Source organism: Catenovulum agarivorans YM01, from assembly GCF_000281085.1.
Taxonomy (GTDB): Bacteria; Pseudomonadota; Gammaproteobacteria; order Enterobacterales; family Alteromonadaceae; genus Catenovulum; species Catenovulum agarivorans.
Genome location: NZ_JH767547.1, coordinates 1 through 23558, shown reverse-complemented (window position 1 = coordinate 23558; position 23558 = coordinate 1). Strand labels below are relative to the sequence as shown.

The window sequence follows — 23558 nt, the reverse complement described above, 5'->3', positions numbered from 1 at the left end:
AAGGCTTCCACTGAGGATTGATTTTGAAAAAGCCAGAGGTCATTACAAATTTATCGACGTTGGTTAACGCAATCCAAGCTTGCGGTGGTTTAATGAAAAACTCAGAATAATCGAGTATGTCAGACTTACGACAATCTATAAGCGGCTTCTTAGAAACTAAAAAGCACCACAAGCGCAATTTTTCAACATCAGAGCGGAAGCGAATATAAGTATGTTCTGATTTGTTACGACCGAGATAAATTAAATAGTCTTTTGCCCAAGTCCAGAGCTGACGATACCAGTCGGGGTTGCTATTAAAAAACTCAGTTAATTGAGGATAGTTTTGCCAATCGAAATCTTTTAGCTCTTGATAGGATGGAAACAAAGGAATGGCTTTTGGTATTGTCATGTTAAGCTCAAAACAAAAAACACAATAAATCAATTCTAATTCGACAAACTCACTATGTCCAATAATAAAGATTATTAGACAATTTAAAGGCTGCAGATACTTAGCCTGGTTGATACAATTTGTACGTAACTGTTTGTGACAATAAAGGTTTACTAAATCGGACCTGACTTGACGGAAGCCCCGCTTCAATGTCGGTGGCTATTGATTAAATCAACAAAGATAATAAATCCAACTAAACGCTGAATCAGCACCGATAGTGATAGTGTAAATCGCTTATAAATTTTAAACGTTACATGATCTGAGACCCACTGACATTGGCCAACCCAATTTTTCCATATCTAGTATTGTTAGCAAGTGCCCAAAAATCTGCATTGCCTCTATATTTTTACTGTTCACCTGTAAATAATGAATATCCAATAACTAGGTTTTGAGGAATTTTAACGAATAGCAATAATCATAATCAGCTCAGAATAAATTCGAAAGGCTATTAATCTCCGTTTAAAATTATTAAACAACGTTTACGGTAATATGCCTGTGGTATTGCTTCTCGCAGTATCCTCTACCTGTTTCACCATGATCATTGATTGGGGCACATTAGATTAATGAAAATGAAATTTTCGTGTACAAAACTCTAGTAATAGGATCATACAAAACCGATAATACAAATTCGATAGTCAATTGTAATCAACCTGAGTCGCTTTCAATCATAAATTATGTCTATTTAATATAAGGTGTACAGAATTAACTATTGCACATAAACAACATTACTTAACAGGGATATTGAATACCCATCCTAGTAATATTCGAGTCTACGGCAAAAGTTCTCTGGCGTGGCATCCTAGCACTTTAGCTATGGCATAAAGCTTTTCAACCGTGATGTTCATTTGTCCACGTTCAACTCGACCAATGTAACTTCTATCCATATCCGCTAATTCGGCAAGTTTATCCTGAGCCAATCCGATTTCCTTTCGTTTTTCTCGAATTTTGGCGCCCAGCTTTCGTGCTAAGTCTTTCATTTTTACTTATCTCAAAATAAAAGACTATCTTTTTTTGCGGATTATTAATCCACGGCTTATAATCCTCACCTTTCAGATATTTGACACCATTGAATAAACGAGCTGTATACAATTGATCACTATTAGCCCTCTATTACATAAAGTTTTTTCGTCTCACTTACACTCTTTTTTAACTTTAAAAGAGATTAGGTTACAACTCATTGATTCAGTAAATAGAGAATTATCGACTGAAGAAATAAACAAAATAATCTACCGTCAGATAAATCGGCTTATCAGACATGGCATTATTTGCAAAGAACAAATTAAAAACTCAAAAAATATGGGATACAAAACCACAGAAAAATTTGCATCGGTGGAATTTAGGTTTAAGCCATTTGCTTTCGAAAGCAGTATGAATGAGCCACCACAGGCATCGGAAATTCATGAAGCACCGCAAGCGGACATCCAACAAAAACTCAAGCACCAATTGACCCAATATGAAATAGATTTTCAGTCGAGTATCGCCGAATCAGAGGAATATAAAAATTTACTCTCAATTGTTCCAGAACTTCGAAAAACATTAGAGAAACACTATAAAGTGGCCCGCGAACACTCGAACAAACTACTCGGAAAAATAACAGCCGTAAAAAAGCTAATTGAAGAACAGGCAGCAATTTAGGATGCAATTACGAACCTGGCAATCTGAATGCGTATCCGCTGCTTATGAATTTTATGAGCATTCTAGGCACTTTTTGTGTTTGGCAACACCTGCGGCAGGCAAAACCATAATGGCCGCGACGCTTGCAAACAAGCTATTTGAATCAGATAAGGTTGACCTTACCGTCGTTATTTCCCCAAGCGCGCCAACCTGCAACAATGCCAAACGTGTGTTTGAGAAAATCTTGCGTAAAAAATTTGATGGTAAACTAGGTTCTGTTGGGTGCTCAATCACATACCAAGCTATGCTCAATCTAGATGATGTTTTTTGGGAGTTATTGGCAACGCACAGAGTGTTGGTTATTTTTGACGAAATACATCACTGCGCCGGAGAAACGCTAGCACAGGCGAATGCTTGGGGTGCTTCAATTATCCGTCACGTAAAAGATAGAGCCGCCTATACTTTGTCATTAAGCGGTACGCCTTGGCGTACGGATTCTTTGCCGGTCACACTAGCTGATTACAATCCAACAGACAATACAATTCAGACCCATTACCAATATGGGCTTGGACGGGCTATAAAGGAGCGCGTCTGCCGCTTACCGCAAGTTGTCTTAATCGATAATGAAAATATAGTCGTTAAAAACAAATCCGAACAAAACCATTTCAAAACTTTTATTGAACTATTCAATCAAAAACTCATTAGCTACAGTGAGCTACTGCATAATGAAAATGCGCTGAAATACATACTATCGGCTGCTACTAGCAAATTAAATGAGTTACGCAGACATAATCCTAATGCGGGCGGGTTAATTGTTGCAGCCTCAGTAAGTCATGCAATGATTATTCAAAGTTTAATGGCGTCTATTTTCGATATACAAGCGGTTATTGTAAGCTACAAATCGGACAAATCAGCTGGTGTTATAAACGAATTCCGTCACAGTGAAGCACCTTGGATTATTAGTATTGGCATGATTTCAGAAGGCACCGATATTCCAAGACTACAAGTCTGTTGTCATTTGAGTCGAGTAAAAACAGAACTCTATTTTAGGCAAATAATCGGAAGAATCTTACGTGTAACAAGTGCTGAGCTTGAAAAAGCTTGGTTATATACGTTTGCAGAGCCGAACCTTACCAATTTTGCACATCGACTTGCGGACGATATCCCTAATTATCCGGTGGTATTGAAGGAAGATGTTGATGAACCGATGAATGTAGCTGCGAAGCATACTCCTTATAAAGAAAACTCACTTTTGAATTCCAGCCGTAGTAAATCTTCAGAAATATTTAAAAGCAAACCCAGTTTAGAAATAGCTCCGAACTTTAAAGAAGCGCCCAACTACTCGACAAACTTATCCCAAATGCTTCATCTTGATGTGGTCGGTAAATTTAGGCAACAGCTGGTTAGTGTGTACCAGTCTCCTTTCTAAGTCTTCGGTTAAGTTGTTGGTAATCAGGTTAAAACTCGAGTGGTGTGTTGAAGTTAGCCGATTACCGACAAATATCCGTAGTTGATTTGTTGTCTGCACGCCTTTCCCAGTTAAAAATAATTGACTAATTTATTTCCTGATAATTGACAGATTTACTTCCTAGCACGTATATCAAACGTGCTAGTGTCAACTTTGTTATAACTAAAACTCAACCCATAATTTAACATAACATATATTGTCAGAGTGACTTTTTAGTTAATTCGCTGATATATAATGATTTTCTCATTTTTCTTACGACACCATGACGCGACTTTTTGACATTATGGCGGGAGATATAAAAAAGGCAGCTAAAAAGCTGCCATGGTGTCAGTGGGTATATTTTAACCAAAAGTCGGCTAAGCTTTCCTTGTTTAGCCTTGTTGCCCTCTCTGCATGCAGTGAGGCCAATACTTTCAAGGGGTCTAGCTCTAAAAGCTCGGCAACATTTATTGCAATTTCATCATCCATAGAACTGCGTTCATGTCTCCAATTGCTAACGCTGTTGGGTTTTACACAAATCTTTTTTGATGCGGCATAGTCCGAGGGCAGATTATAAGCGGCTTTAAGCTGCTCAATCAGTTCAATTGAAACGTTCATTTTCACACCTTTTTGTAACCATCACACTATAAGAATAAACCAATAATCAAGGGTGTCTACACACTAAAGGGTCTTGAATATGTAAAGAGTCTTGATTTATATTGATTAGTACAACATTTGTTCACCTATTTGTTGTAACTATCACAATCCGAAACGGCGGGGCGGTGGCCACCAAACCGCTGTTTATATTTACAGTACACGGATTGTGTGAATTGAAACTAAAACGGATTAAGGATTGTGAACCATGCCACTAGACCAAATCAAAAATGATAACCAGTTATCAGAACTCACCAAAGAAACCTTAACTATTGAAATCGTTAGCTTAATTTTAGAGCTAAATGCCTTGTTTAAAAGCAAAGAGGTAAAACAGAGCGTCAGTATTGATGTAACTCGCTCAACGTTATACATCGGTTACGTTTACCACGAACCAAGCGCACCAATTGAATACCGTATGGAATCTAAAGTTTTACTTTTAGACGATGAATCAATATGCGAAAAGCTGAAAGCTGAAAAAAACACAATTGCTGGCCTAATTGATTCATTGGTGGAGGGCTAACAGATGCAAGCCACCAATGCAGCCAATATTGTCGAATCGCGCACTAATGACAAAGTACGCGATTGGACTAAACGCGCAGTAGCTCAAGCGCAGAAAACCAATTCACACCCACTTAAAGTGATTTTTAACGCAGCATTTAAGAACGTGGGTGGTGCGGTATGAAATCACTATTTAAAGCAAACGCAGAAGAACTTAGGAACCAGTATGGCCGAGGTTTGCTTGGTCAAAAGTTGGAAGTAAGAGCGATTGGAAACAATCAAATTGGCTATGAAGTTGGTACGGTTTACCAAGTTGTCTACGCTAAAGAAATAGATTGGTGTTTAGTTGTTAGATTGGATAATGATGACGCGGTACTGGTTGGTAAAGACCAAGATTGCGGAATAGTTGATATTGCCGAGCTATACAACTGCGGGGTGGCAAGATGATTATCTACAACCCACACAACGAAACACGCAACCAGTCAATCAAGGTTGTAGCTAACAACCCAATTGACATAAGTTCGCAAGGTAAAAAAAAAGAGAAAAGCGGCAAACCCAAAAGGCAACCCGTGTTGCCTTGCGGTGTTTTAGATAATCCAAAAATTGAGCGCGCTTTACAATCCGCAGTAAGAAAACCACTTTACACTGAAGTGGGTCCTCCTAAACCATCAGAATTCAAACAACATATTTTCGATAAGTTACAGCAAAACTTTTCTGTTTCTGTTGCCTCTTATCGTGCAAAAAACGAACACGACTCAGACTGCCCCGCAGGGCTGGCGAAGCCAGTAAACAATAGACTTGTCCAAAGGCCAAAAAGTCCGACAGAGAGCAAAATTCAAAAAATTAAGGCTTTATCGGGCCTAATTACGGTTACTGCCCGCAATAAAAATGCCCGAATCAATCCAAAAACGGGCAACCGCGTAGAAACCATTACAAATCACATAAACCCAATGCAGGAGCAGCCAAGCGAGGTTAATTTTTATTATGGCCGTGGCGACAATGCCAACGTTGCAAAAACAAAAATTACCTGCCGTTTGTACCACCGCGCATGGTCAGAGCAATTTAAATTTCAAATTGAGCGAAACACCATTGCAATGAAGCCACCCAAGGCCATTGAAGGTGAACGCACAACCGAGCGATTAACCAGTCGAGGCGCATTAAAAATTATTGAGTCAGGCGCATATGTTGCAGCTTGCCACGGCGGTTTTAGTACGTTTTTAACTTTAACGTTTGACGATGCAGCCCGCGCCCGAATTGCCAGTGAAGAAACGAGCATAGGTAAAGAGGTTAGCCGCTTTTTTGATGGTGCGAGTAAATTTTGGAAACGCGGCGGTTTTGAAGAATGCCCTGAGACGGGTGAGTTAAAGGCATTTCAGCCGCATAGCGAGCCACTGCGTTATATTTGGGTAGCTGAAGCACCAAAAAATAAAGAGGGTGAAGTAAACCCGCATTGTCATGTTTTACTTAATTGGAGTGTAGACATTGACGACTTTAGAGCGTGGGCTCAAAGGCTTGAAAATATATGGGGTAATGGTTTTGCCAAGTTAGAGCGCATTAAATCAGCTGAGGCGGCCAGTTCGTACATTTTAAAAGCCATTGGCTATGTGACCAAAGGTGAAAGCAAAGACCAAGGTAAAATTAACGGCAACCGATACAACATCAGTAAAGCCGCCCGCGCCCCAGGTTGGGACTTTTTAGCCGAGTTTGACGCACAAAACATGGCCGCAATTATCCGTGAGTTAAAAATCAAATGGGCTAACAAAGACGAACCGGTTAAAAAGCGCATCTGGAAAGCACGAGACGAACACAAACAAACTCTAATTCAACACGAAATTGTTAGAAAAGCCGAGAAAAACGAACAGCTACGCGAAAAGCGTATGAAAGGGCTTAAAAACAAACTGCAGAAGCTAGAAAAACGAATTTCATCCGCATGGGAAGGCATCAGAAACCGCAAAGCGTTTGCGGGCGATTGGTCGCTAACCATTAAGGGCGAATCCCGCTTGCATCAATTCATGGATTACGCAGTTACTAAGCGTTTTTTCAAGCCAGAAATCAAGCCTGTTGAGTTGTTTGACGAACACGGTAAAAAAATTGCTGTCGACCAAACCAAAAAACAGCCTGTTTTTAATCACATAAACCAACTGCAACACCAAACAACTGAAGTTATTTGCAAAGAGACGGGCGAAGTAAAAAACAATCAATTCAGTGGCATTAAAAAAGCCATGTTACACGGCTGGGGCTTGGTCGAAAGCTATTGGCGTTCGTTAACCAATTGCCCTGTTATGAAATCACTATCACTCAATGAGCCAGCATCAAACGAAGTGCCTTATTGGGTAGCAATGCGGGAGGCGGTTTGATGAATCGCTTAATTCTTTCAACCTTCAGCGGTATTGATTTGTTTGGCCGTGGTTTTGAAAACAAGGGGTTTTGCGTTGTTCGCGCTCCTGAAAAATTTTTAGGCGGCGACATTAGAGATTTTCACCCGCCAAGCGGTTTTTGTGATGGCGTTATTGGTGGCTCACCTTGCCAAGATTTTAGCCGTTTAAACCGAAATCCCAAGAATTACAGCCATGAAATGCTAGATGAATTTATTAGGGTTGTTGAGCAAGCCAACCCTCAGTGGTTTTTGCATGAAAATGTTGTGGGTGTGCCAGAGTTTGAAATAGCAGGTTACCAGATGCAGCGGTTTGAGCTTGATTTATCTTGGTTCAATCCAAACGCATCGCGCCGCCGCATTTTTACATTTGGATGGAAGTGTGACGCACCTGGATTGAATCCAATGATAAAAACCAGAGGAAGTGTGACCCACCAGGCTATAACAACCAAATCAGATTTAAGCATCGCGCAAATGGCAGATATTCAAGGTTGCGACTTTGCCGACCAGTTAGAACACTTCACCGTAAAAGGTAAAAAAACAGTTATCGGTAACGCTGTTCCTTTGCCAATGGCTGAATATCTAGCCGACCTAATTAACGAATCTATCTATGGCGTGACCAAACCGGTACAAAAAACTGTGACACATCGAGTTAAAGAAAGTGTGACTAGCCGGTTGCAACAAAATGTGACTGCGCCAGGCATAAAAAATGTGACTTCCCGGGCGCAAAAAGTTTGCGCATGTGGTTGTGGTCGCTTGGTTGTCGGTCGTCAAAAATACGCACACCAAAATTGTAGAAAAAAAGCATCAAGAAGGAGGGCGGTTTGATGTTCAAAAATGCCTGTGCTGCAGTAAAGTCGTTTTTGCCTATGGCTGATCACTGGAAAGTAAATTTCACTCGAGCAAAGCTAATTGTGCCTATGCTGGCCATAGTTGTTTTTGCCTATGGGGTACCGCTATGAGTTATTTTGGTGGAAAAGGTCAAGACGGTGTTTATCAAACAATAATCAACCAAATACCGCCGCATAAAAACTATATTGAGCCGTTTTTAGGTGGTGGCTCGATAATGAGGCACAAAAAGCCAGCTTTAGAACTTTCTGTTGGTTGTGATTTAAGTATATCTGCATTGGCTAACTTTAGAGAAACAACTGGTATGGCTAGGTTGCATTTACTCAAAACCTGTGGAATTTCTTTTGTAGAGAGTTTGAAAAACCACGGTACTGAAACATTTATATACTGCGACCCGCCATATGTGCACAACACTCGCTTAAGCAATTCGCGCTATGAATTCGAACTTTCAGACAATGACCATATTCGCCTATGCCTGATCTTGAGAAACCTAAATTGCAATGTTGCTCTGTCTGGTTACCCAAATGATATTTATGACGAGTATCTAACAGAATTTAGAAAAGTCGAATTTACCTCGGTTGACCGTGGCGGGAATGTTCGTGATGAGGTCCTATGGATGAACTACGAACAACCAACCATTTTACATGACAGTCAATTCATGGGCTCAAACTTCAACGAGCGCCAAAACATCAAGCGAAAAATTCAACGTAACACTTCAAAAATAATGGCTTGGAATGCAAACGAGCGTATCGCTCTGATTTCTGAGTTATTGGAACAGCTAACACCATCAGAATTGGAGCAACTTAAATGCAAAATCAACTAAACGAACAACTAACCAAGCTTGAGCAATCAGTGGACGCAACAATTAAAGCGCCATTTATGAAACAAGCCGACTACGCAAAACAAATGGCACAAGAAAGTTTAAAAATGTGCCGCTTGCTTGTTGCTGAAAATAACGAATTGAGACAAAAATTGGAGGCGTTAACCAATGTGTGAATTAAAAACACTTACGTTCGGTGAAGCTCAAGAGGCAATGCAAAATGGATTAGATGTCCAGCGAAAAGGCTGGAATGGAAAAGGCATGTGCATTTTCAAGGTTAGAGACTGGGAAATAAAGGACGATATCGCCTATGGAATAAATGAGCATTTACCTTTCTATTGCATGGTGACTGCTGACGGGTCTTTGGTGCCTTGGTTGGCTAGTCAATCAGACGTAATGGCTAATGATTGGGTTATTTTTGATAAAAAGTGGGAGAAACTTAATGGGTAATCATGTGGGTGATGCAATTTGCACTTGTGGCCGAGTTGCAAAAATAAAACGCCAATCTAACGGCCAAAAAGTGCCTTACCGCCATTGTAAAAACTGTGGTGTTTTTCGACCTAAAACCGATGACGACCGCGAAACAATGTTAGCGGATATGTCAGAAATCGGCACTTTGGGCGAATTTGGCAAAATTGTCACATCAACATCAAATGAGCCCAATAACGGCGGGGATGTGCAACATCAAACGCACGTCACATCAACATCAAGTGAATGGACGCCGCCAGATGACCTAAAACCAGAAGTTTTAGAGCCAACATCAAATAACGAACAGGCCGTAAAACCAGACGCACCTAAGAAAAAGCCAACTAATTGGGGTTGGGTGTTAAAAGCTGGTTTAGGTGTAGTCGGTTTAATTGCTGCGGGTTATGGTGCGGGCAAATTATCAAATATATCTAGTATTCATGGGAAGTAGAGCAATGACACAACATCAAACCGAAATCACATCAACATCAAATCAAGATGACATTGAAAATGCAGAGCAAACCACTGTCACTACTGAATCAATTTCAAATCCAGACTTTGAAAACTTGGTTGGAGAGGCAACCCGCACCAAAGAGCAAGAGCGAATCGAACAGCGTGAAGAAAAAGCGCAAGATGCGCCAACCGCTTTAACCCATGAAAAGGCCACTGAATTCACACTGGGTGCACTCGACCAATTTGCGGGCGTGTTGTCGCAATTTACAGGCAAGCAAATTGAATTGCCGGATATGGCAAAGGGCTTATTTGCCATACTTGTTTCACCATGCGTTATGAAGTACGGCGACACAGTGCAGCGACTAATGAAAGCGCCAAAACAAATCGACCTTGACAGCAAAGTGCCGGAAGGCATGGCCGCGCTAGGTATCGCTGGTATGGGTTATTTCATGTACCAACAAATAGCAGCACCGCAAACCAACAGCAAGCCAGCTGAACAAACCGAACAAACAGAGCAGAGTGCAGAGCATGGCGATAAATGAAAATAAAAAGCGCAGCGCAGTACATGCCTGCATAACTTGCGCAACAGGTAACGGCAAAGGCGTTGCTTTGTCGTATTTGGGCGTTATACCTGATAAGTCATGCTGCATTATTTTTGACCCGTATGGCGAATGGGATAAAAAATTGGGCAAGCGCCCTATAAATCAGTACAGAACCCGCAGAGGTTTTGCACGTGCATTTGCTCATGCTTGGCAATCTGGTAAGCCGTTTGTTTTGTCGTATTTTCCGCAATCAGATAAAAACCGAACAGATGAAATGTTATGGTTTGGCGATTTAGCTTGGGCGGCATCAGACGGAAATAAAACCCTGTATACCGTTTTTGAAGAATACGGAAAATGCACAACATCGGTTGGTAAAGATGAAACCATTGTAGGTGAGATTTTTAGTGGTGGTCGTAAATTTGGCTTGCGAGCGGTCGCAATTTTTCAGCGTTCGGCAGAAATACCCAAGACCATTTGGGCAAATTCACCAATAAAAGTAATTGGCGCGCAAGAAAACATAAATGACATTAAGCGCATCCAAGAGCAATTGGATTGCAGCAAAGAAACCATTACGGAAATTGGTCTACTCAACACTAAGTTAGCCATGTATGTGCCAGAGTGGGATGAAACCGTAAAAGTAAAAACACATTACCTTGTATCAAAAGGTTTTGGGCATTATGAAAAATTGGCCTCAATCGTTGAGCCATGCAGGCACATAATGAAGAAATGGGATGAAGAGCAAAAAGCAATCCATAAGAACAGCGAATATAGACTCATAAACCAATAACGGCGCTGATTTGCGCCTTTTTTCAAACATCAAACCAACGTCAAACGCACATCACATCAACATCACATTTGTATTGCTCAAAAATCAAACCGTTTGCTATTTGTAAAAACACATTCAGAACGAATTTTTATTTACCAACTAGCAAAGGTTACACAATGGACGCAATTAAAAAAATCACTCCATCACCATCAACAATCGTAGGTACATTTGCAATTGCAGCTGTTGCCGCCGTAGCTGTTGTTTGGGCATCAAATAACGTGCAAGCAGTTAAAAAGCACATCGGTTAAGGGGTAGGCCAACATGCAATACTCAAAACTAAAATTAACAGGCTTTACCGCCGTTAATTATGGCGGTCAAGCAAACATTAGCTTGAACACAGGCGCTGTAATTAAATACATGGTTATCGAAGGCGTAAACATCGACCGCGCACAAATGCTTAACGTAAAACTTGAGCTTAATGGCCGCTCAATTGTTGACGTGAAAGGTGATGACCTTGTAATGATTGACACCTACAAATCATTCAACCAAGACGCAACGCGTTGGGTAATCCCATTTGCCGATATGCGTGCAAAAACCGAATTAGGCGAAGAGCGCTCAGGTTTGGTTACAGTCGCATCAGACAATTTAAACCTGTTCCTAAAATTAGGTGCAAAAACACAGGCGCAAATCGACAACAACTTAACGCCAGAATTAAAAGGCTATGTCGTTCAGCGTGGTCGCTTACAGCTAGCAGACGGAACACTTGAGCCGCGCGTATACCTGCCACGCATTTATGCTGAATACATTCCAGCAGGCGCAACAGGTGAAATTCACTATAAAACCTTCCCAAAAGGCCGCGAAATTCGCCGTATGCACATGCGTAGCGCAAACGTAACTGAATTAACCATTAAACGTGACGGTTACACAGCGTTTGAGTTAACCAAAGCTGAAAACAACTTTGAGTTAACGCGTGGTGGTGATAAAGGCTTAACGCCACAAAATGACGTTTACCACTTCGACCCAATTTCAACAGGTTGGGCTGCAAAAGATGTTTTCAAAACAAATGTGAATTTGCTTGAAATCATCCCAACCGTTTCAAGTGCAGGTGATATTTACACCGTGTTTGAAACCATTGAAACCGCCAACGGCGCGTAAGGGGTAGCAGCATGAATGTGAATTGGGAAGCCCTAATTAGTAAAGGTTTTGAAACTTACGGGCAAGTCGAATCCGCAAAAGCTGCCGCACCTTCAAACCCTGCCCAAATTAGCCAGCCAACGGTTGGTAAAGGCGCGCAGGGTGAAACCGTTGTTGATAAAAACTCAATGGAAAACAACATCAACCCGAAAACCATCGCTATTTATGGCGGTTTAGGGCTTGTTGCCATTGGTGTAACCGTCTTACTGGTTAAGGCAGTTAAATAATGTCAGCGGGCGCGGGCGCAACCGCCGCACTTTCCCAAGGTTCAAGCAACAGTACGCAAGATAGCGCGTCACTAGATTACTACCTTGGGCAAAACTTCGGCGGGATTGATTTTGGGGGCGGTGATGATAAGGGAGTTATCGTATTTTCAGCCGCCGTTTTTACTGTTGCGGTTATCGCAATTGTGCTTAAGAAAAGGTTCAAGTAAATGTGGCTTATGGCAGCGCAAGCATTCAGCGGTTCAACGAATGACAATTCAAGTCTTTCATCTGCTACCGAGCAATCGCACGGCGGCATTAAATTTAGTAAAAGCAATGCAAAGCTATATGCAGGAATTGCACTGGTAGCACTTGCAATTGTAGTGGTGGCATAAAATGGCGGCGCTTGGTGGTTTTCTTGGCTCAGGCGGTAAAAACCAAGAAACAACAACAGAAACCAATACAAACAACCTTGGCTCAATGGGTGACAACAACACCCATAGTAATTTAACACTTGAGAACAAAGGTAAAAAAAGCACAGTAAACGTTACCATGACGGATAACGGCGCAGTTCGTGATGCGCTATCAACCGTTGCATACAATAACGAAAATGCTTTTAACTTTGCTGATAACATCACAAAAGAATCATTCGATTTTTCATCAGAAATTTATGAAGGCGCAACCGAAACCGTAAACAACGCGGTTAACGAATCTCTTTGGTTTGCCGACCAATCGGCCGACCGTTCAGCTGAAGCAATTCGCGCAGCAAACGAAACAATTTCAGAAATTGCGGGCAACTCAGTTGACTCAATTACCAAGTTCGCCCGCGAAGCCGCAGCCGATAACCATCAATTAGCATCTGACATAAAAACAGGTGATTTAAACCTAAGTCGAACCATGGTGCTGGGCTTTGTATCCGTATCAATTGTTGTGGTGATAGCCGCAGCAATAGCTAAGAGTAAACGCAAATGAAACTAACAATACCGCCGTACGGTGATAAAAACGTAACAATAACAGAACGATGGTTCATCGTACTAAGTACACCAATTGCATTTGAATTTAGCTCATTAAACGCAAGTGACGTAACAGTCGATTCGGGCGATATGGTTGACTGTCAGGGTGACGTCCGAGGTCAAGCGCGAATTCGCAATATAACCGATTCGGAAATTGAAATTGATTTTGTATTCTCAAAACAAGAAGTAAAAAAGAACGCGGCAAACGTACCATTAAGCATTGGTGCCGCAGTGCCTCTCGATATTAAATCATTACCTGCGTTTCAAGTTGAAGCAACCGTTGCCGCCGCATCCACTGCGAGCGATTCAGTTCCAATCAGCATTAACGCAGGCGCTACCGTATTGGTTTTGGCTGCAAACCCAAACAGACACAAGGCAATTATTGGCCGTGGTGAAGCTGATTTATATAACATCAAGTTGGGTTACAACAACGCAACATCAGCGCAAAACGGCATTATATTTGGCGCAGATGCAACCGCAAAAATTGATGTAAAAGCCGCAGTTTACGCCCACAACCACAGTCCAGAAACCCAAACAGTAATCGTCACAGACACAGAAATCGACACAGGTGCATAACAATGGAACTTATCAATAACACAGTATCACCACTTAACGCGCTATCAGAGAAAAACGACCCAGACAAAGGCGCGGCATTAATTGGCATGGATGGCGCGACAGTTGCAAAATTAATTAGTATGCAATCAAAAACGTTGGAATTTAATTCGATAACAGCGCTTAAGTTGAAAACAACAAAGCGCGGTATTCAGGTATCAGATGGCAATCTAGCGACACTGCACAATGAAGGCGCGATTCTAAAAGTAGATGGCAAGCAGTTTAAATTAATTACAGATGCTGAATTTAACTCTAACTATCTTGTTGATGACGACGAGTACATAATTAAAATTGACAATAATTACTACGCGCAAAACATAGATAAGCCAGATGATAGTACTTTGCTAAAAAAAGAAATTTACACGGAATGTTTTTCTGTAGGCGCAGGCTCAAAATATCACGCAACAAATTGGAGTGAAGGGAATCTAGGAAACGGCTCAACTGTTATCACTAATAATGTGTCGTCAGGATTGTTGTTTGATACCAGCTCAGCAAGCATATTTGGTGATAACGTTTATTTTGATGCTGTATTGCCATACGTTGTCGGTATTGGCGATAGCATCATGCAAGGCCGAACTGCGCTAAATAGCCGATTGATGCAAAACGGCGTAAAAAATTACAACCCGAGCCAGCAAAGTCAGTCTGGACAAATATCATACGAAGTTCAACAAGCTTTTAATGTCCCCTTCTTGAATCAGGGTATAGGTGGCCAGCGAACCGATGAAATTTGGGCGCGATGGTCAAGAGATGTGCTCGCCGAGGTCTATGATGCGGGGGATGGGCTTGGGAGTGAAACCTTGCAATTTAACAGACAAAAGCCATTTGCTGTCTGGATACATGCAGGGGTTAACGACATTAGACAGGGATATGATGTAAGTCACATTGCCACAAACCTTGAAAATATGGCGCAGTCGTGCCGAGCAAACAATATTGTTTGTATTGTAAACAACATTGGGCCTGCAACAGACCATGACGCCACAAAGCAGGCGAAATCACGGCAGGTAAACAACTGGTTAAACAATTATCTAAAAAAGAAGTACCCAGAGATTTACGTGATTGATTTCATGTATTGGGCTAGCAACGGAACAAATAACCCTATAACGCTAAAGCCAAATATGTTTGCGGATGAGCTACACCCAAATCGGGACGGCTATAGAGATTTTTCTAAATACGTGTTTGAAAATTACGATTTGCCATTATGTTTGAATCAGATTGAGTTTGACTCGGCATATGACAGCTCGTTGCTTACGAATTTTGCCAGAGTGACGAATATCTCCATAGACAATGTGAGGTATAAGCTAAGTAAAGATAAAACCAAGACAAAAATAGCGTTGACGGGCTTGAGTGGCCTTGATAATCCAGTTAAAAGAGTTGGGATATACAACCGAGAAACCATTAGTGGTGCTGGTGAATATATGGGGTTTTGCTCTGTAAAAGGTGTGTGCTCAAGTGCAAATGTAGCATCAGAACAAAAAGAGAACACAGCTTCTATAGTTGCAGCCGCAACAATTACAAGTGGTAGCCTTTCAACTCACCCCAGGGTAGGGGTATATACTCTTGATGTGGGTAATGTGGCATCTGGTTACATCACTGTAAATCTTATTGAAAAAGCAAACTGGTTAGATGTGCGCATGGTTGGTACGTCTGATACTCCGTGGAATTACTATGTAACTTGGTCAACTGGTGGTCATAGTGGTATTAAATCATGGAATATCTATTTGTTCGATAGAGCCACAGGAGCGGCGGTGACTGACCTTCAAAAGTTTAACGTGGATTTTAAAGCGTTTGCATAATGAAACTAGCAATCGGAGCAATTACCCTTATGACTCTAACCGCAGCAATTTACGCGGCTATACCGCGCAGTGTTCGCAATAACAACCCACTGAATATTCGCCTATCGAATAACCAGTGGGACGGCAAGGTAAGCGGCAACGATTCAGCTTTTGAAAAGTTCGAAACGCCCGTTTATGGCTTTCGCGCCGCTGGCAAAATCCTAATTAACTATCAAAAGCTCTACGGCCTAACAACCATAGAGCAAATAATAAACCGATGGGCGCCGCCAAGCGAAAACGAAACAACCAGCTACATAAACCACGTGGCTGCAGAACTTGGCGTAAATGCAAATACACAGCTTTCATTAACTGAAAACACACTAGCCAAACTCATGCACGTAATGAGCACGCACGAAACAGGGCGATTACTCGGCAAGTGGGAATATTTCAGCTACGGGCAAGCACTGGCGGGGGCGCAATTAGCGTTAAAAACATGAACACAAAAACAGTACTCATAACAATCGCAATCGGTGTGGCAGTTGAACTAATCACAGGCTACATCACAACCAAAGTAAAAAGCAAAATGGAGAAAAACGATGTTCAAATGGCTTAAAGAACGCTCAAAAGAGTGGTCAACCTATCGCGGCATAATCGTCACTGTAGCAGTAGCAACAGGCGCAGCACCAATTGTTGGCGCAGTAGAAGCGATTGATGCAACCCTACAAGCAGCAAGCTTAATTGCAGCCGCTGGCGTGGGCATTACTGAAACGCTAAAAAGCGAATCAAAATAAATGCTTGCCCAATTTAAAGACAAAGCAATCTCAACCGCAGCCAAGCAAGCAGCGAACAACACAACGCTTGCAAAGCGCGGTCAAAGCAATGGCAATACGCTAATCAAAATAGCGTTACTCGGTGTTGCTGGCTTTGTTGCATACAAGGCATACAACAAATTTAACGGGCTAATAAAAAATGCAGTATCACCCGTTGCGCATTGGTGGGTAGACGTAACAGGCGAAGAGGCCGTAAAAACCAATCAAGCATACGTATTTATAAAATCACGCGACATTAACGCAAACAATCAGCTACAACCTTATTTCATAGAAGCAATGAAAAAGGCGCACCCACAAAATGCTGATATACTCAAAAGCATACTAGACCCACTAGGCCGCATAAAACATGAGTATCAGCACCTTATCGACAGCGACACGCCCGCAACACTGGCTAACACAGGCGGTTAAAATGGAAAAGCCCAACGGACTGATAGCAGAACTAACCAAAACAACCCTTGTTTGTGTTACTACGGCAATAGTAACAGCGCTAATATCATCTAACGCAACAATTAACGAGCTAAATGTATCGTTTGGCTATATTCAGAGAGACATAAACAAGCTTGAGAGTCAGATAATAAAAATTGACGACCGGGTGCGCGGAATGGAAATAAACCAAGCACAACAACAATATATTGCCTCAACACCAAAACCCCTTTAACATTTCCGTTAGTTTATAAACAAAAACGGAAGTAACGGAATGAAAAAACTAGCCTTAATCGTGGCAATAGGTGTTGGGACGCTAGCATCTTGTACCACAATCCACTCAAACCCAGCCACTTGGAAAAACAACAACAAAGTTGAACAATTCCACGCAGAATATCGCGTAGGCTTAACAGGTCGACAAATTGTAATATTTCATAACGACAAAGAAATAATGAGCAAAAAAGGCAAATGGTGGTCGTCAAGACTAACCATGACCACAACGCTTGACGGTAAACCCGTCTCGGCTGAGTGTGGCGGCGGTGAAGCGAAGCGTTCGTGTGTAGTGCGAGTGGAGGGCGAAAAAATCGCTGATTTAGTGTTTTAATCAGGTCAGGCCGTGCGCCTGACTTCTCTTTTTGGCTCTCCTGCAATTTCTAACAACTCATTCGCCAACTCAATAAGTTTGTTTTTATTTTCAACTCTTGACGCATACAACCCCTTTTCAATTTCATGTTTAAGCGCGTTTAGCTCGCGTTCCTTATGGGTATTTATGCTTGATAAGTATCGGTATCGTTTGATTGCAAATTGCGTGTGAGAGAGTCCAGTATCATCATATAAATTACCCTCACGGTCGACAAACCATCCGCGCCACTTCTCATGTGCAATGCCGCCAATAGCTTTTAAAATTAACAGCTTTTTAGTTGAGGGGTGAAACTCGCACTGATTGTTATAAAGTCGCTGCAATTGCCTAAGCGATAAACCCGTATAATCAACCGCATCTGCTAGACATTCATAAGGGAAACCAGCCGACCAAAGTAAATCGCTGTTCGTCATACTATCAAAATCGCGCACCCGTTCGATGTGCGCAAGCCGTTTACTACCTTGCCGCAAAATTTTTTTTCCTTTTTTTAAAATTTTTTTTGACGATTTTCGCCTGCTTGCAAAATTCGTACTTTTACGGCTTTTGATTGTTTTTTTAGTTGAAGTGCTCATTTTGTAAAACTGCCTATTAAATAAACAAAGTAAAAATAAAACGAGAACTAACCAAAAAGCTTATTTTGTCTTAGTAATTAAACAAAACCCCTATTTTTGACAATTTAACATAACATATATTATCGGAATATGAAAATGCGTGGGTACAAACACAACTCAAGTTGTTTCGCTCAAGGACTGGCTAATTCGACTATAAATATATTAGAACTTACCAGCAGCAGCTAACGCTGCATGGATTGTTTTAAAGGGTAATAACAAAGATAACCTAGCATCAGGCAAAGGGATAGCACCATAACTAGCATACCACTGAGCCACACGCTCGTTTTTAGCGTCTATAAGTAGAGCAACGCCACCTGCTTGAGCCGCTACAAACAAACTACGGCGTCCAGCTGCTAGTAATAATTGACCGCCTAAACCTTTTCCTTGGTACGAAACATCAATCGCTAAACGCCCCAATCTAAATACCGGAATATCATGCCGAGCTAAACCTCGCTTTACAATATCAGGCACACGAGCATAAACAATTGAAGCAGGGCTTAAGCTATAGTAACCCAATATTTTTTCATGAGTTTCGCTTACAGCTAAATAAGTTTTGGATCCGCCCTTTTCATGACTCTGTCTAGCATGGCGGTATAAAAAGTCATTTAATATAGGATCACCACAATCAAAATCTTTACGATTATGGTGTTTACTAATAGGTTCTTCTCGCCAGTTTGAAAGCACTATTTAGTGTCCGGTAAAGCAAATGCAGCGGCCATCAGCTTCTTATTCGGTGCAGGCGGATTATCTAGAAGCTCCAAAACATGCAAACTATCTTTAGCAGAAAGTTCGAGTCTTTCGTTCTCGTCAATCACTTTTCGTGCAGCAGATACAACGTTACGAACAACAAACTCGGTCAAATTAGTATGCTCTAGAGCGGCAGCTCGCATTAATAATAATTTTTCTTCTGATGCAATGCGTAACGACATTCTGTCGTTACTTTCTACTGGAATTTGAGGCATGATCAATTCCTCCTACGTTAAGCTATTACAAGTTTTTCAGCTATGTACATTTGACTAGCCTTGGCTTGTTCGAGGCAATTTACTATCGCCCAAAAATAGCTTGTTTTTTGTACACTGAGGAAGTGTACACTAGCTCCTTCAATCTTACAACACGTACACATTGAATACGTACATACTTGGCATTCCACAAGCTCACCCCCCAAAATAATATCGACTAAACTTGCGGCTTTAACCCAGATATTCGTCTTATGTAAGTTAATTTCTTATCGTAAGGACTTTTTATGCAGTTAAAATCTATTCATTTCATGTCATTAGCAATGTTGTTGCTGTACTCAAATTTATCTGGTGCAGCCGAGCCCATCACCAAGCGATTCAATGCAGATCCATCCCCGCATGTGTTTGATAATACCTTGTTTGTATATGCAACAGACGACCAATCAAATTCAGGTACTTATTGGGATTCCACCGAATGGCGTGCTTATTCGTCGAAAGATTTAAAAAATTGGCAAGACCAAGGCAGTTTTTTAAATGTAAAAGTATTTAAGTGGGCGGATGATAACGCCAAAGCTTGGGCTCCTGAAATGGCTAAGCGCAATGGCAAATATTATTTTTATGCGCCAGTCGGCGGAGATAAAATTGGCGTCGCCGTTGCAGATAATCCGTTAGGGCCTTTTGTTGACGCTATTGGCAAACCATTAATTGATAAAGCGCAAGATGTTAACGCAGGCGATGAACCAATTGATCCCATGGTTTATGTCGCTGAAAACGGTGAAACCTTCTTGTATTTTGGTACTCGAGTTCCTAAGGTTGTGAGATTAAATGCGGATATGGTCAGTTTAGCTGGGCCAATTCTAGACGTTGAAATTACTCGTTCGCCAACCAACGGGGAGACTAAACCCTATGGCGAAGCACCATTTATTCACAAGAAAGATGGCACATACTACTTCACGTTTTCGACCGGTTGGCCAGGGCAAATTGTTTATGCAACTGGCGAGCACCCGTTAGGCCCGTTTACCTACCAAGGGGTTATACTTGATTATTTGGAAATCAGTACAAACCACCAAGCAATTGTCGAGTTTAACGGGCAAACTTGGTTCTTTTATCATGACAAGCTGCTGCCTGGTGGTGATAGTCATAAACGTTCTATCACCTACACTCAACTGAACTATAACTCTCAAGGCCAAATCATTCAGTTAGACACAGCCAAATAACCATTTTGTTATTAGAAGATTGAAATTTAGTTACGGTTTCAATCTTCTAATTCGTCTTATAGTTGTGAGTGGCATAACACTACAAAAAGACTAATCATTAACAATAGGTTAAGACCAACATGTATCTATCAACGTACGACATAGCTATATTCGCTATGTATATTATTTTTATAGTTGCTTTGGCTTGGTGGGTTTCCCGCGAAAAACCAGGCCATGACAAAAATGCATCAGACTATTTCTTAGCAAGTAAATCACTTCCATGGTGGGCTGTTGGTGGTTCACTGATCGCATCTAATATTTCCGCTGAACAAATAGTTGGCATGACAGGTGCTGGATACGATATTGGCTTGTCTATCGCAGCTTATGAACTTATCGCCGCAGCTTCATTAATCATAATTGCAAAATATATTTTGCCTATCTATTTGCATCACAACATCAACACAATGCCGCAATTTTTAGAGCATAGGTACGGTACAAATGTGCGGACTATTTTAGCGATATTCTGGCTAGGTATTTACGTATTTGTAAACTTAACCTCTGTGCTTTGGTTAGGTGCGTTGGCTATGAATACAGTGGCTGACGTCAATATCGTTTATGGCCTGATGTTTTTAGGTGTTTTATCTGTAGCCTACTCTTTATACGGCGGTTTAAAAGCTGTTGCCTTTACCGACATTGTTCAGGTGGTTTTATTAGTACTTGGTGGTTTGGTGACTTTATATGTTGCACTAGAAGCCGTTGGTTTAACTTTCGTCGGGGCAAATGCAAGTGTTGGTGATGGCGCAGTTTATTTATTTGAGCATGCTCGCGACAAGTTTGATTTGATTCTAGATGAAGACCAACACGGTTACGAGCAGCTGCCAGGTATTTGGATGTTAGTGGGTGGCCAATGGATTGTGAATATGGCGTATTGGGGCTTTAACCAGTACATAATTCAGCGAGCACTCGCGGCTAAAAATTTACAAGAAGCGCAAAAAGGTATCTGCTTTGCTGCGTATATGAAATTATTTATGCCGATTATTGTTGTGGTACCCGGGATTGCAGCCTTCTTGTTAGCGCCTGAATTATCCGAAACGCCTGACAAAGCCTACCCTGAATTATTGAAGTTAGTGCCAGAAGGTTTCCGAGGTTTAGCATTTGCTGCATTAGTTGCCGCGATTGTTTCTTCAATCGCTTCTATGTGCAACAGTATCTCAACCATATTTACTATGGATATTTACAGCCACTTTAGAAAAAATGCTTCACAACATCAGTTGGTAAAGGTTGGCCGTATCACAGTGTTTGTATCATTGATTATCGCAATGTTAACAGCACAACCTTTATTAGCCAGCTCTAAACAAGCATTCCAGTACATCCAAGAATACACAGGCTTCTTCACACCGGGTATTTTATTGATCTTCTTATTGGGTATGTTCTGGAAAAAAGCCAATGTGTGTTCAGCGCTTATTGCAGCTGTTGGTTCATTTGCTTTGTCAGTGCTGTTCAAGATATTTGCACCAGAAATTCCGTTCCTTAATCGAATGGCGATTGTATTCCTAATCTGTGCGTTACTCGCTGTACTTGTAACCTTATTGACAGGTAAAAAACAAACTGAGCAAGTACCCTGCTCTGACGCTGCTAGTTTAGACGGTCAATTTAATATCAACCCGACTGCAACAGGCGTATTTAAAATTGCCGACGATGACAAAGCATTAGATTTAAATGGTATAGACACAGCAACAACGCCAAGTTTTAAAGTGGCTGGTGCTGGCGTGTTTTTACTCCTGATTGGTCTATACGTCGCAATGGACTTCTAAATTTTATCAATAAGGGCTCTGCATATTGAAGAGCCCTACTCTTTCTGAACAATTTCTAGGATTTTTTATGAATTCATTCAAAAGAACTTCGCGACTTGGCTTACTAAGCACATTGGCTTGCTTATTAGTCGCAAGTTGTAGCATGAACGATAAACTAACAGGCTCAAAGGCCACCAGTTCAACAACAGTTAGCCAAGATGTTTGGGGTCAAGCTGATGGCGAAAACGCGTATTTATATACGCTAACCAATGAACAAGGAATGCAGGTAAAACTGTCAAATTGGGGCGCTTATGTACAATCGATAAAAGTGCCGAATCGCAATAATCTTGTTGAGGATGTGGTAGTTGGATATGACAGCTGGGATGAGTACTACAAGGATTGTTGTTATGCAGGCCCAATAGTGGGACGTTTTGGCAATAGGTTAAACAAAGGCCAATTCACCATTGATAGTAAAACTTATCAAGTCACTCGAAATGACGGTGGCGCAAACAAAAATATCAATCAATTGCACGGTGGTTTAAAAGGGCTGCATAAACGCATGTGGCAATCAAAAGTGATAACTGGAGGCGTTGAGCTTAGTTACTTATCGGTAGATGGTGAAGAAGGTTACCCTGGTAATTTACACATTAAAGTTCGTTATACCTTAGACTCACAGAATAATTTTAAGGTGAGTTATACTGCGACAACCGACAAAAAAACACCTGTTAATTTAACTTCACATATTTATTTTAATTTAACTGGAAATATGGCGGATGATATTGAAAACCATGTACTACAAATCTCAGCCGACACCTTTACCCCAGTTGATGACTTGCTGATCCCAACCGGAAAATTACAACCGGTAATAGGTACACCTTTTGATTTTACGACCGCGAAAAAAATCGGTCAGCACATACGTACACAAGACGCACAGTTGAAAAAAGGTGGTGGCGTTGACACAGAATTTGGTGGGTACGATCATAACTGGGTATTTAGTGATCACGACGGCTTGATGAAAAAACAAGCGAGTTTATATGACCCTTCAAGTGGCCGCTATATGGAAATATTCACCCAAGAACCAGCTTTGCAATTTTACTCGGGTAACTTTATGGATGGCACAGTGAAAGGAAAAAATGCTCAGTTAATTCAGCATAGATATGGTTTAGCATTAGAAACGCAGCACTACCCCGACTCACCAAACCATGCAAATTTCCCAAATACTATCTTAGCGCCTGGGGAAACTTATCAAACAGAAACTATTTATAAGTTTTCAGTTAAATAACCAAAAAGCCAACCGCATTGGCGCGGTTGGCTGCTAATTCCTAATACACCTCAGTTAACTTATAAGCCGTTTGCTAACCCAAAGTAAGCAGCATTTTGGCGTAATTCGTTTTTGAATTGACGGA

General features: G+C 41.2%; 34 protein-coding genes and 1 pseudogene. 29 read left to right on the top strand and 6 right to left on the bottom strand.

What is annotated here, in order from left to right; all coding sequences use genetic code 11:
- Positions 1-388 (bottom strand): annotated as a pseudogene (locus WSC_RS25070) (tyrosine-type recombinase/integrase); the annotation flags it as partial.
- Positions 389-1197: 809 nt separating this feature from the next.
- Positions 1198-1404, bottom strand: a complete 207-nt coding sequence (locus WSC_RS0121165) for a helix-turn-helix domain-containing protein (protein WP_016957962.1) — start codon at positions 1402-1404, stop codon at positions 1198-1200.
- Positions 1405-1516: 112 nt separating this feature from the next.
- Here WSC_RS0121165 and WSC_RS24535 point away from each other — a divergent pair, with 112 nt between their 5' ends.
- Together WSC_RS24535 and WSC_RS0121155 are read left to right on the top strand one after the other, a co-directional pair.
- Positions 1517-2062 carry a hypothetical protein gene (locus WSC_RS24535; protein WP_016957961.1) on the top strand — a complete coding sequence of 182 codons (546 nt, stop codon included), beginning with the start codon at positions 1517-1519 and terminating at the stop codon, positions 2060-2062.
- 1 nt (position 2063) lies between these two features.
- The gene (locus tag WSC_RS0121155) at positions 2064-3470 is read left to right on the top strand and encodes a DEAD/DEAH box helicase (RefSeq protein ID WP_016957960.1); all 1407 of its coding nucleotides are present in this window, start codon (positions 2064-2066) and stop codon (positions 3468-3470) included.
- Positions 3471-3836: 366 nt separating this feature from the next.
- On the opposite strand, the gene WSC_RS0121150 is transcribed toward WSC_RS0121155, so the two are convergent.
- Positions 3837-4106: a hypothetical protein gene (locus WSC_RS0121150; protein WP_016957959.1), complete on the bottom strand. Its 270-nt coding sequence runs from the start codon at positions 4104-4106 to the stop codon at positions 3837-3839.
- Between the two features lie 244 nt (positions 4107-4350).
- Between WSC_RS0121150 and WSC_RS0121145 the strand changes: the two genes are divergently transcribed.
- The 24 genes from WSC_RS0121145 to WSC_RS0121020 all read left to right on the top strand — a co-directional run bounded on the left by WSC_RS0121145 (position 4351) and on the right by WSC_RS0121020 (position 17560).
- Positions 4351-4662, top strand: coding sequence for a hypothetical protein (locus tag WSC_RS0121145; RefSeq protein WP_016957958.1), 312 nt, complete (start codon positions 4351-4353; stop codon positions 4660-4662).
- Between the two features lie 3 nt (positions 4663-4665).
- Entirely contained in the window at positions 4666-4824 is a 159-nt protein-coding gene (locus WSC_RS24985) for a hypothetical protein (RefSeq protein ID WP_016957957.1), read from the top strand.
- Positions 4821-5087, top strand: a complete 267-nt coding sequence (locus tag WSC_RS0121135) for a hypothetical protein (RefSeq protein WP_016957956.1) — start codon at positions 4821-4823, stop codon at positions 5085-5087. Before WSC_RS24985 ends, WSC_RS0121135 begins: the two co-directional genes overlap by 4 nt.
- Positions 5084-6997: a rolling circle replication-associated protein gene (locus WSC_RS24530; RefSeq protein WP_016957955.1), complete on the top strand. Its 1914-nt coding sequence runs from the start codon at positions 5084-5086 to the stop codon at positions 6995-6997. Before WSC_RS0121135 ends, WSC_RS24530 begins: the two co-directional genes overlap by 4 nt.
- Positions 6997-7842, top strand: a complete 846-nt coding sequence (locus WSC_RS0121125; protein ID WP_016957954.1) for a DNA cytosine methyltransferase — start codon at positions 6997-6999, stop codon at positions 7840-7842. The genes WSC_RS24530 and WSC_RS0121125 overlap by 1 nt, the downstream gene beginning before the upstream one ends.
- Positions 7843-7972: 130 nt before the next feature.
- Entirely contained in the window at positions 7973-8686 is a 714-nt protein-coding gene (locus WSC_RS0121115; RefSeq protein WP_016957952.1) for a DNA adenine methylase, read from the top strand.
- Positions 8671-8859 carry a hypothetical protein gene (locus WSC_RS0121110; protein WP_016957951.1) on the top strand — a complete coding sequence of 63 codons (189 nt, stop codon included), beginning with the start codon at positions 8671-8673 and terminating at the stop codon, positions 8857-8859. Before WSC_RS0121115 ends, WSC_RS0121110 begins: the two co-directional genes overlap by 16 nt.
- Positions 8852-9133, top strand: a complete 282-nt coding sequence (locus tag WSC_RS0121105; protein WP_016957950.1) for a DUF2829 domain-containing protein — start codon at positions 8852-8854, stop codon at positions 9131-9133. Before WSC_RS0121110 ends, WSC_RS0121105 begins: the two co-directional genes overlap by 8 nt.
- A complete protein-coding gene (locus WSC_RS0121100; protein WP_016957949.1) occupies positions 9126-9599 on the top strand; it encodes a hypothetical protein in 474 nt (157 codons plus the stop codon). The genes WSC_RS0121105 and WSC_RS0121100 overlap by 8 nt, the downstream gene beginning before the upstream one ends.
- Positions 9600-9603: 4 nt before the next feature.
- Complete coding sequence (locus tag WSC_RS0121095) at positions 9604-10143, top strand: hypothetical protein (protein ID WP_016957948.1); 540 nt, start codon at positions 9604-9606, stop codon at positions 10141-10143.
- Positions 10130-10930, top strand: a complete 801-nt coding sequence (locus tag WSC_RS23680; RefSeq protein ID WP_016957947.1) for a hypothetical protein — start codon at positions 10130-10132, stop codon at positions 10928-10930. The genes WSC_RS0121095 and WSC_RS23680 overlap by 14 nt, the downstream gene beginning before the upstream one ends.
- 155 nt (positions 10931-11085) lie before the next feature.
- Complete coding sequence (locus WSC_RS25540) at positions 11086-11217, top strand: hypothetical protein (RefSeq protein ID WP_016957946.1); 132 nt, start codon at positions 11086-11088, stop codon at positions 11215-11217.
- Positions 11218-11230: 13 nt separating this feature from the next.
- A complete protein-coding gene (locus WSC_RS0121080; protein WP_016957945.1) occupies positions 11231-12064 on the top strand; it encodes a major capsid protein P2 in 834 nt (277 codons plus the stop codon).
- Positions 12065-12075: 11 nt separating this feature from the next.
- Positions 12076-12330, top strand: a complete 255-nt coding sequence (locus WSC_RS0121075; protein ID WP_016957944.1) for a hypothetical protein — start codon at positions 12076-12078, stop codon at positions 12328-12330.
- Positions 12330-12536, top strand: a complete 207-nt coding sequence (locus WSC_RS0121070) for a hypothetical protein (RefSeq protein ID WP_016957943.1) — start codon at positions 12330-12332, stop codon at positions 12534-12536. Before WSC_RS0121075 ends, WSC_RS0121070 begins: the two co-directional genes overlap by 1 nt.
- A complete protein-coding gene (locus WSC_RS24980) occupies positions 12537-12701 on the top strand; it encodes a hypothetical protein (RefSeq protein WP_016957942.1) in 165 nt (54 codons plus the stop codon).
- Position 12702: 1 nt separating this feature from the next.
- Entirely contained in the window at positions 12703-13278 is a 576-nt protein-coding gene (locus WSC_RS0121060) for a hypothetical protein (protein WP_016957941.1), read from the top strand.
- Positions 13275-13895 carry a hypothetical protein gene (locus WSC_RS0121055; protein WP_016957940.1) on the top strand — a complete coding sequence of 207 codons (621 nt, stop codon included), beginning with the start codon at positions 13275-13277 and terminating at the stop codon, positions 13893-13895. Before WSC_RS0121060 ends, WSC_RS0121055 begins: the two co-directional genes overlap by 4 nt.
- Before the next feature lie 2 nt (positions 13896-13897).
- The gene (locus WSC_RS0121050) at positions 13898-15724 is read left to right on the top strand and encodes a GDSL-type esterase/lipase family protein (RefSeq protein WP_016957939.1); all 1827 of its coding nucleotides are present in this window, start codon (positions 13898-13900) and stop codon (positions 15722-15724) included.
- Entirely contained in the window at positions 15724-16200 is a 477-nt protein-coding gene (locus WSC_RS0121045; protein ID WP_016957938.1) for a virion protein, read from the top strand. Before WSC_RS0121050 ends, WSC_RS0121045 begins: the two co-directional genes overlap by 1 nt.
- A gap of 99 nt (positions 16201-16299) precedes the next feature.
- The gene (locus WSC_RS0121035) at positions 16300-16494 is read left to right on the top strand and encodes a hypothetical protein (protein WP_016957936.1); all 195 of its coding nucleotides are present in this window, start codon (positions 16300-16302) and stop codon (positions 16492-16494) included.
- Positions 16495-16941 carry a hypothetical protein gene (locus tag WSC_RS0121030; protein ID WP_016957935.1) on the top strand — a complete coding sequence of 149 codons (447 nt, stop codon included), beginning with the start codon at positions 16495-16497 and terminating at the stop codon, positions 16939-16941.
- A gap of 1 nt (position 16942) precedes the next feature.
- Positions 16943-17191 (top strand): hypothetical protein, encoded by a 249-nt coding sequence (locus tag WSC_RS0121025; RefSeq protein ID WP_016957934.1) that lies wholly within the window; start codon positions 16943-16945, stop codon positions 17189-17191.
- Between the two features lie 39 nt (positions 17192-17230).
- Positions 17231-17560: a hypothetical protein gene (locus WSC_RS0121020; protein WP_016957933.1), complete on the top strand. Its 330-nt coding sequence runs from the start codon at positions 17231-17233 to the stop codon at positions 17558-17560.
- Positions 17561-17565: 5 nt separating this feature from the next.
- Here the strand turns inward: WSC_RS0121020 and WSC_RS0121015 are convergent, their stop codons facing one another.
- The 3 genes from WSC_RS0121015 to WSC_RS0121005 all read right to left on the bottom strand — a co-directional run bounded on the left by WSC_RS0121015 (position 17566) and on the right by WSC_RS0121005 (position 19169).
- Positions 17566-18168, bottom strand: coding sequence for a hypothetical protein (locus WSC_RS0121015; protein WP_016957932.1), 603 nt, complete (start codon positions 18166-18168; stop codon positions 17566-17568).
- A gap of 201 nt (positions 18169-18369) precedes the next feature.
- Entirely contained in the window at positions 18370-18891 is a 522-nt protein-coding gene (locus WSC_RS0121010) for an acetyltransferase (RefSeq protein ID WP_016957931.1), read from the bottom strand.
- Positions 18891-19169, bottom strand: coding sequence for a type II toxin-antitoxin system TacA family antitoxin (locus WSC_RS0121005; RefSeq protein WP_016957930.1), 279 nt, complete (start codon positions 19167-19169; stop codon positions 18891-18893). Before WSC_RS0121005 ends, WSC_RS0121010 begins: the two co-directional genes overlap by 1 nt.
- Positions 19170-19450: 281 nt before the next feature.
- Here WSC_RS0121005 and WSC_RS0121000 point away from each other — a divergent pair, with 281 nt between their 5' ends.
- The 3 genes from WSC_RS0121000 to WSC_RS0120990 all read left to right on the top strand — a co-directional run bounded on the left by WSC_RS0121000 (position 19451) and on the right by WSC_RS0120990 (position 23434).
- Positions 19451-20380 carry a family 43 glycosylhydrolase gene (locus WSC_RS0121000; protein ID WP_016957929.1) on the top strand — a complete coding sequence of 310 codons (930 nt, stop codon included), beginning with the start codon at positions 19451-19453 and terminating at the stop codon, positions 20378-20380.
- Positions 20381-20499: 119 nt separating this feature from the next.
- Entirely contained in the window at positions 20500-22173 is a 1674-nt protein-coding gene (locus WSC_RS0120995) for a sodium:solute symporter family transporter (RefSeq protein WP_026016989.1), read from the top strand.
- A gap of 142 nt (positions 22174-22315) precedes the next feature.
- The gene (locus WSC_RS0120990) at positions 22316-23434 is read left to right on the top strand and encodes an aldose epimerase family protein (protein WP_202802018.1); all 1119 of its coding nucleotides are present in this window, start codon (positions 22316-22318) and stop codon (positions 23432-23434) included.
- The last annotated feature ends 124 nt before the right edge of the window (positions 23435-23558 follow it).

Excerpts from the sequence above, each read along its gene's own strand:
- WSC_RS0121165 (WP_016957962.1), bottom strand. The coding sequence starts at position 1,404 with ATGAAAGACTTAGCACGAAAGCTGGGCGCCAAAATTCGAGAAAAACGA.
- WSC_RS0121155 (WP_016957960.1), top strand. The coding sequence starts at position 2,064 with ATGCAATTACGAACCTGGCAATCTGAATGCGTATCCGCTGCTTATGAA.
- WSC_RS0121150 (WP_016957959.1), bottom strand. The coding sequence starts at position 4,106 with ATGAACGTTTCAATTGAACTGATTGAGCAGCTTAAAGCCGCTTATAAT.
- WSC_RS0121145 (WP_016957958.1), top strand. The coding sequence starts at position 4,351 with ATGCCACTAGACCAAATCAAAAATGATAACCAGTTATCAGAACTCACC.
- WSC_RS24985 (WP_016957957.1), top strand. The coding sequence starts at position 4,666 with ATGCAAGCCACCAATGCAGCCAATATTGTCGAATCGCGCACTAATGAC.
- WSC_RS0121135 (WP_016957956.1), top strand. The coding sequence starts at position 4,821 with ATGAAATCACTATTTAAAGCAAACGCAGAAGAACTTAGGAACCAGTAT.
- WSC_RS24530 (WP_016957955.1), top strand. The coding sequence starts at position 5,084 with ATGATTATCTACAACCCACACAACGAAACACGCAACCAGTCAATCAAG.
- WSC_RS0121125 (WP_016957954.1), top strand. The coding sequence starts at position 6,997 with ATGAATCGCTTAATTCTTTCAACCTTCAGCGGTATTGATTTGTTTGGC.
- WSC_RS0121115 (WP_016957952.1), top strand. The coding sequence starts at position 7,973 with ATGAGTTATTTTGGTGGAAAAGGTCAAGACGGTGTTTATCAAACAATA.
- WSC_RS0121110 (WP_016957951.1), top strand. The coding sequence starts at position 8,671 with ATGCAAAATCAACTAAACGAACAACTAACCAAGCTTGAGCAATCAGTG.
- WSC_RS0121105 (WP_016957950.1), top strand. The coding sequence starts at position 8,852 with ATGTGTGAATTAAAAACACTTACGTTCGGTGAAGCTCAAGAGGCAATG.
- WSC_RS0121100 (WP_016957949.1), top strand. The coding sequence starts at position 9,126 with ATGGGTAATCATGTGGGTGATGCAATTTGCACTTGTGGCCGAGTTGCA.
- WSC_RS0121095 (WP_016957948.1), top strand. The coding sequence starts at position 9,604 with ATGACACAACATCAAACCGAAATCACATCAACATCAAATCAAGATGAC.
- WSC_RS23680 (WP_016957947.1), top strand. The coding sequence starts at position 10,130 with ATGGCGATAAATGAAAATAAAAAGCGCAGCGCAGTACATGCCTGCATA.
- WSC_RS25540 (WP_016957946.1), top strand. The coding sequence starts at position 11,086 with ATGGACGCAATTAAAAAAATCACTCCATCACCATCAACAATCGTAGGT.
- WSC_RS0121080 (WP_016957945.1), top strand. The coding sequence starts at position 11,231 with ATGCAATACTCAAAACTAAAATTAACAGGCTTTACCGCCGTTAATTAT.
- WSC_RS0121075 (WP_016957944.1), top strand. The coding sequence starts at position 12,076 with ATGAATGTGAATTGGGAAGCCCTAATTAGTAAAGGTTTTGAAACTTAC.
- WSC_RS0121070 (WP_016957943.1), top strand. The coding sequence starts at position 12,330 with ATGTCAGCGGGCGCGGGCGCAACCGCCGCACTTTCCCAAGGTTCAAGC.
- WSC_RS24980 (WP_016957942.1), top strand. The coding sequence starts at position 12,537 with ATGTGGCTTATGGCAGCGCAAGCATTCAGCGGTTCAACGAATGACAAT.
- WSC_RS0121060 (WP_016957941.1), top strand. The coding sequence starts at position 12,703 with ATGGCGGCGCTTGGTGGTTTTCTTGGCTCAGGCGGTAAAAACCAAGAA.
- WSC_RS0121055 (WP_016957940.1), top strand. The coding sequence starts at position 13,275 with ATGAAACTAACAATACCGCCGTACGGTGATAAAAACGTAACAATAACA.
- WSC_RS0121050 (WP_016957939.1), top strand. The coding sequence starts at position 13,898 with ATGGAACTTATCAATAACACAGTATCACCACTTAACGCGCTATCAGAG.
- WSC_RS0121045 (WP_016957938.1), top strand. The coding sequence starts at position 15,724 with ATGAAACTAGCAATCGGAGCAATTACCCTTATGACTCTAACCGCAGCA.
- WSC_RS0121035 (WP_016957936.1), top strand. The coding sequence starts at position 16,300 with ATGTTCAAATGGCTTAAAGAACGCTCAAAAGAGTGGTCAACCTATCGC.
- WSC_RS0121030 (WP_016957935.1), top strand. The coding sequence starts at position 16,495 with ATGCTTGCCCAATTTAAAGACAAAGCAATCTCAACCGCAGCCAAGCAA.
- WSC_RS0121025 (WP_016957934.1), top strand. The coding sequence starts at position 16,943 with ATGGAAAAGCCCAACGGACTGATAGCAGAACTAACCAAAACAACCCTT.
- WSC_RS0121020 (WP_016957933.1), top strand. The coding sequence starts at position 17,231 with ATGAAAAAACTAGCCTTAATCGTGGCAATAGGTGTTGGGACGCTAGCA.
- WSC_RS0121015 (WP_016957932.1), bottom strand. The coding sequence starts at position 18,168 with ATGAGCACTTCAACTAAAAAAACAATCAAAAGCCGTAAAAGTACGAAT.
- WSC_RS0121005 (WP_016957930.1), bottom strand. The coding sequence starts at position 19,169 with ATGCCTCAAATTCCAGTAGAAAGTAACGACAGAATGTCGTTACGCATT.
- WSC_RS0121000 (WP_016957929.1), top strand. The coding sequence starts at position 19,451 with ATGCAGTTAAAATCTATTCATTTCATGTCATTAGCAATGTTGTTGCTG.
- WSC_RS0120995 (WP_026016989.1), top strand. The coding sequence starts at position 20,500 with ATGTATCTATCAACGTACGACATAGCTATATTCGCTATGTATATTATT.
- WSC_RS0120990 (WP_202802018.1), top strand. The coding sequence starts at position 22,316 with ATGAACGATAAACTAACAGGCTCAAAGGCCACCAGTTCAACAACAGTT.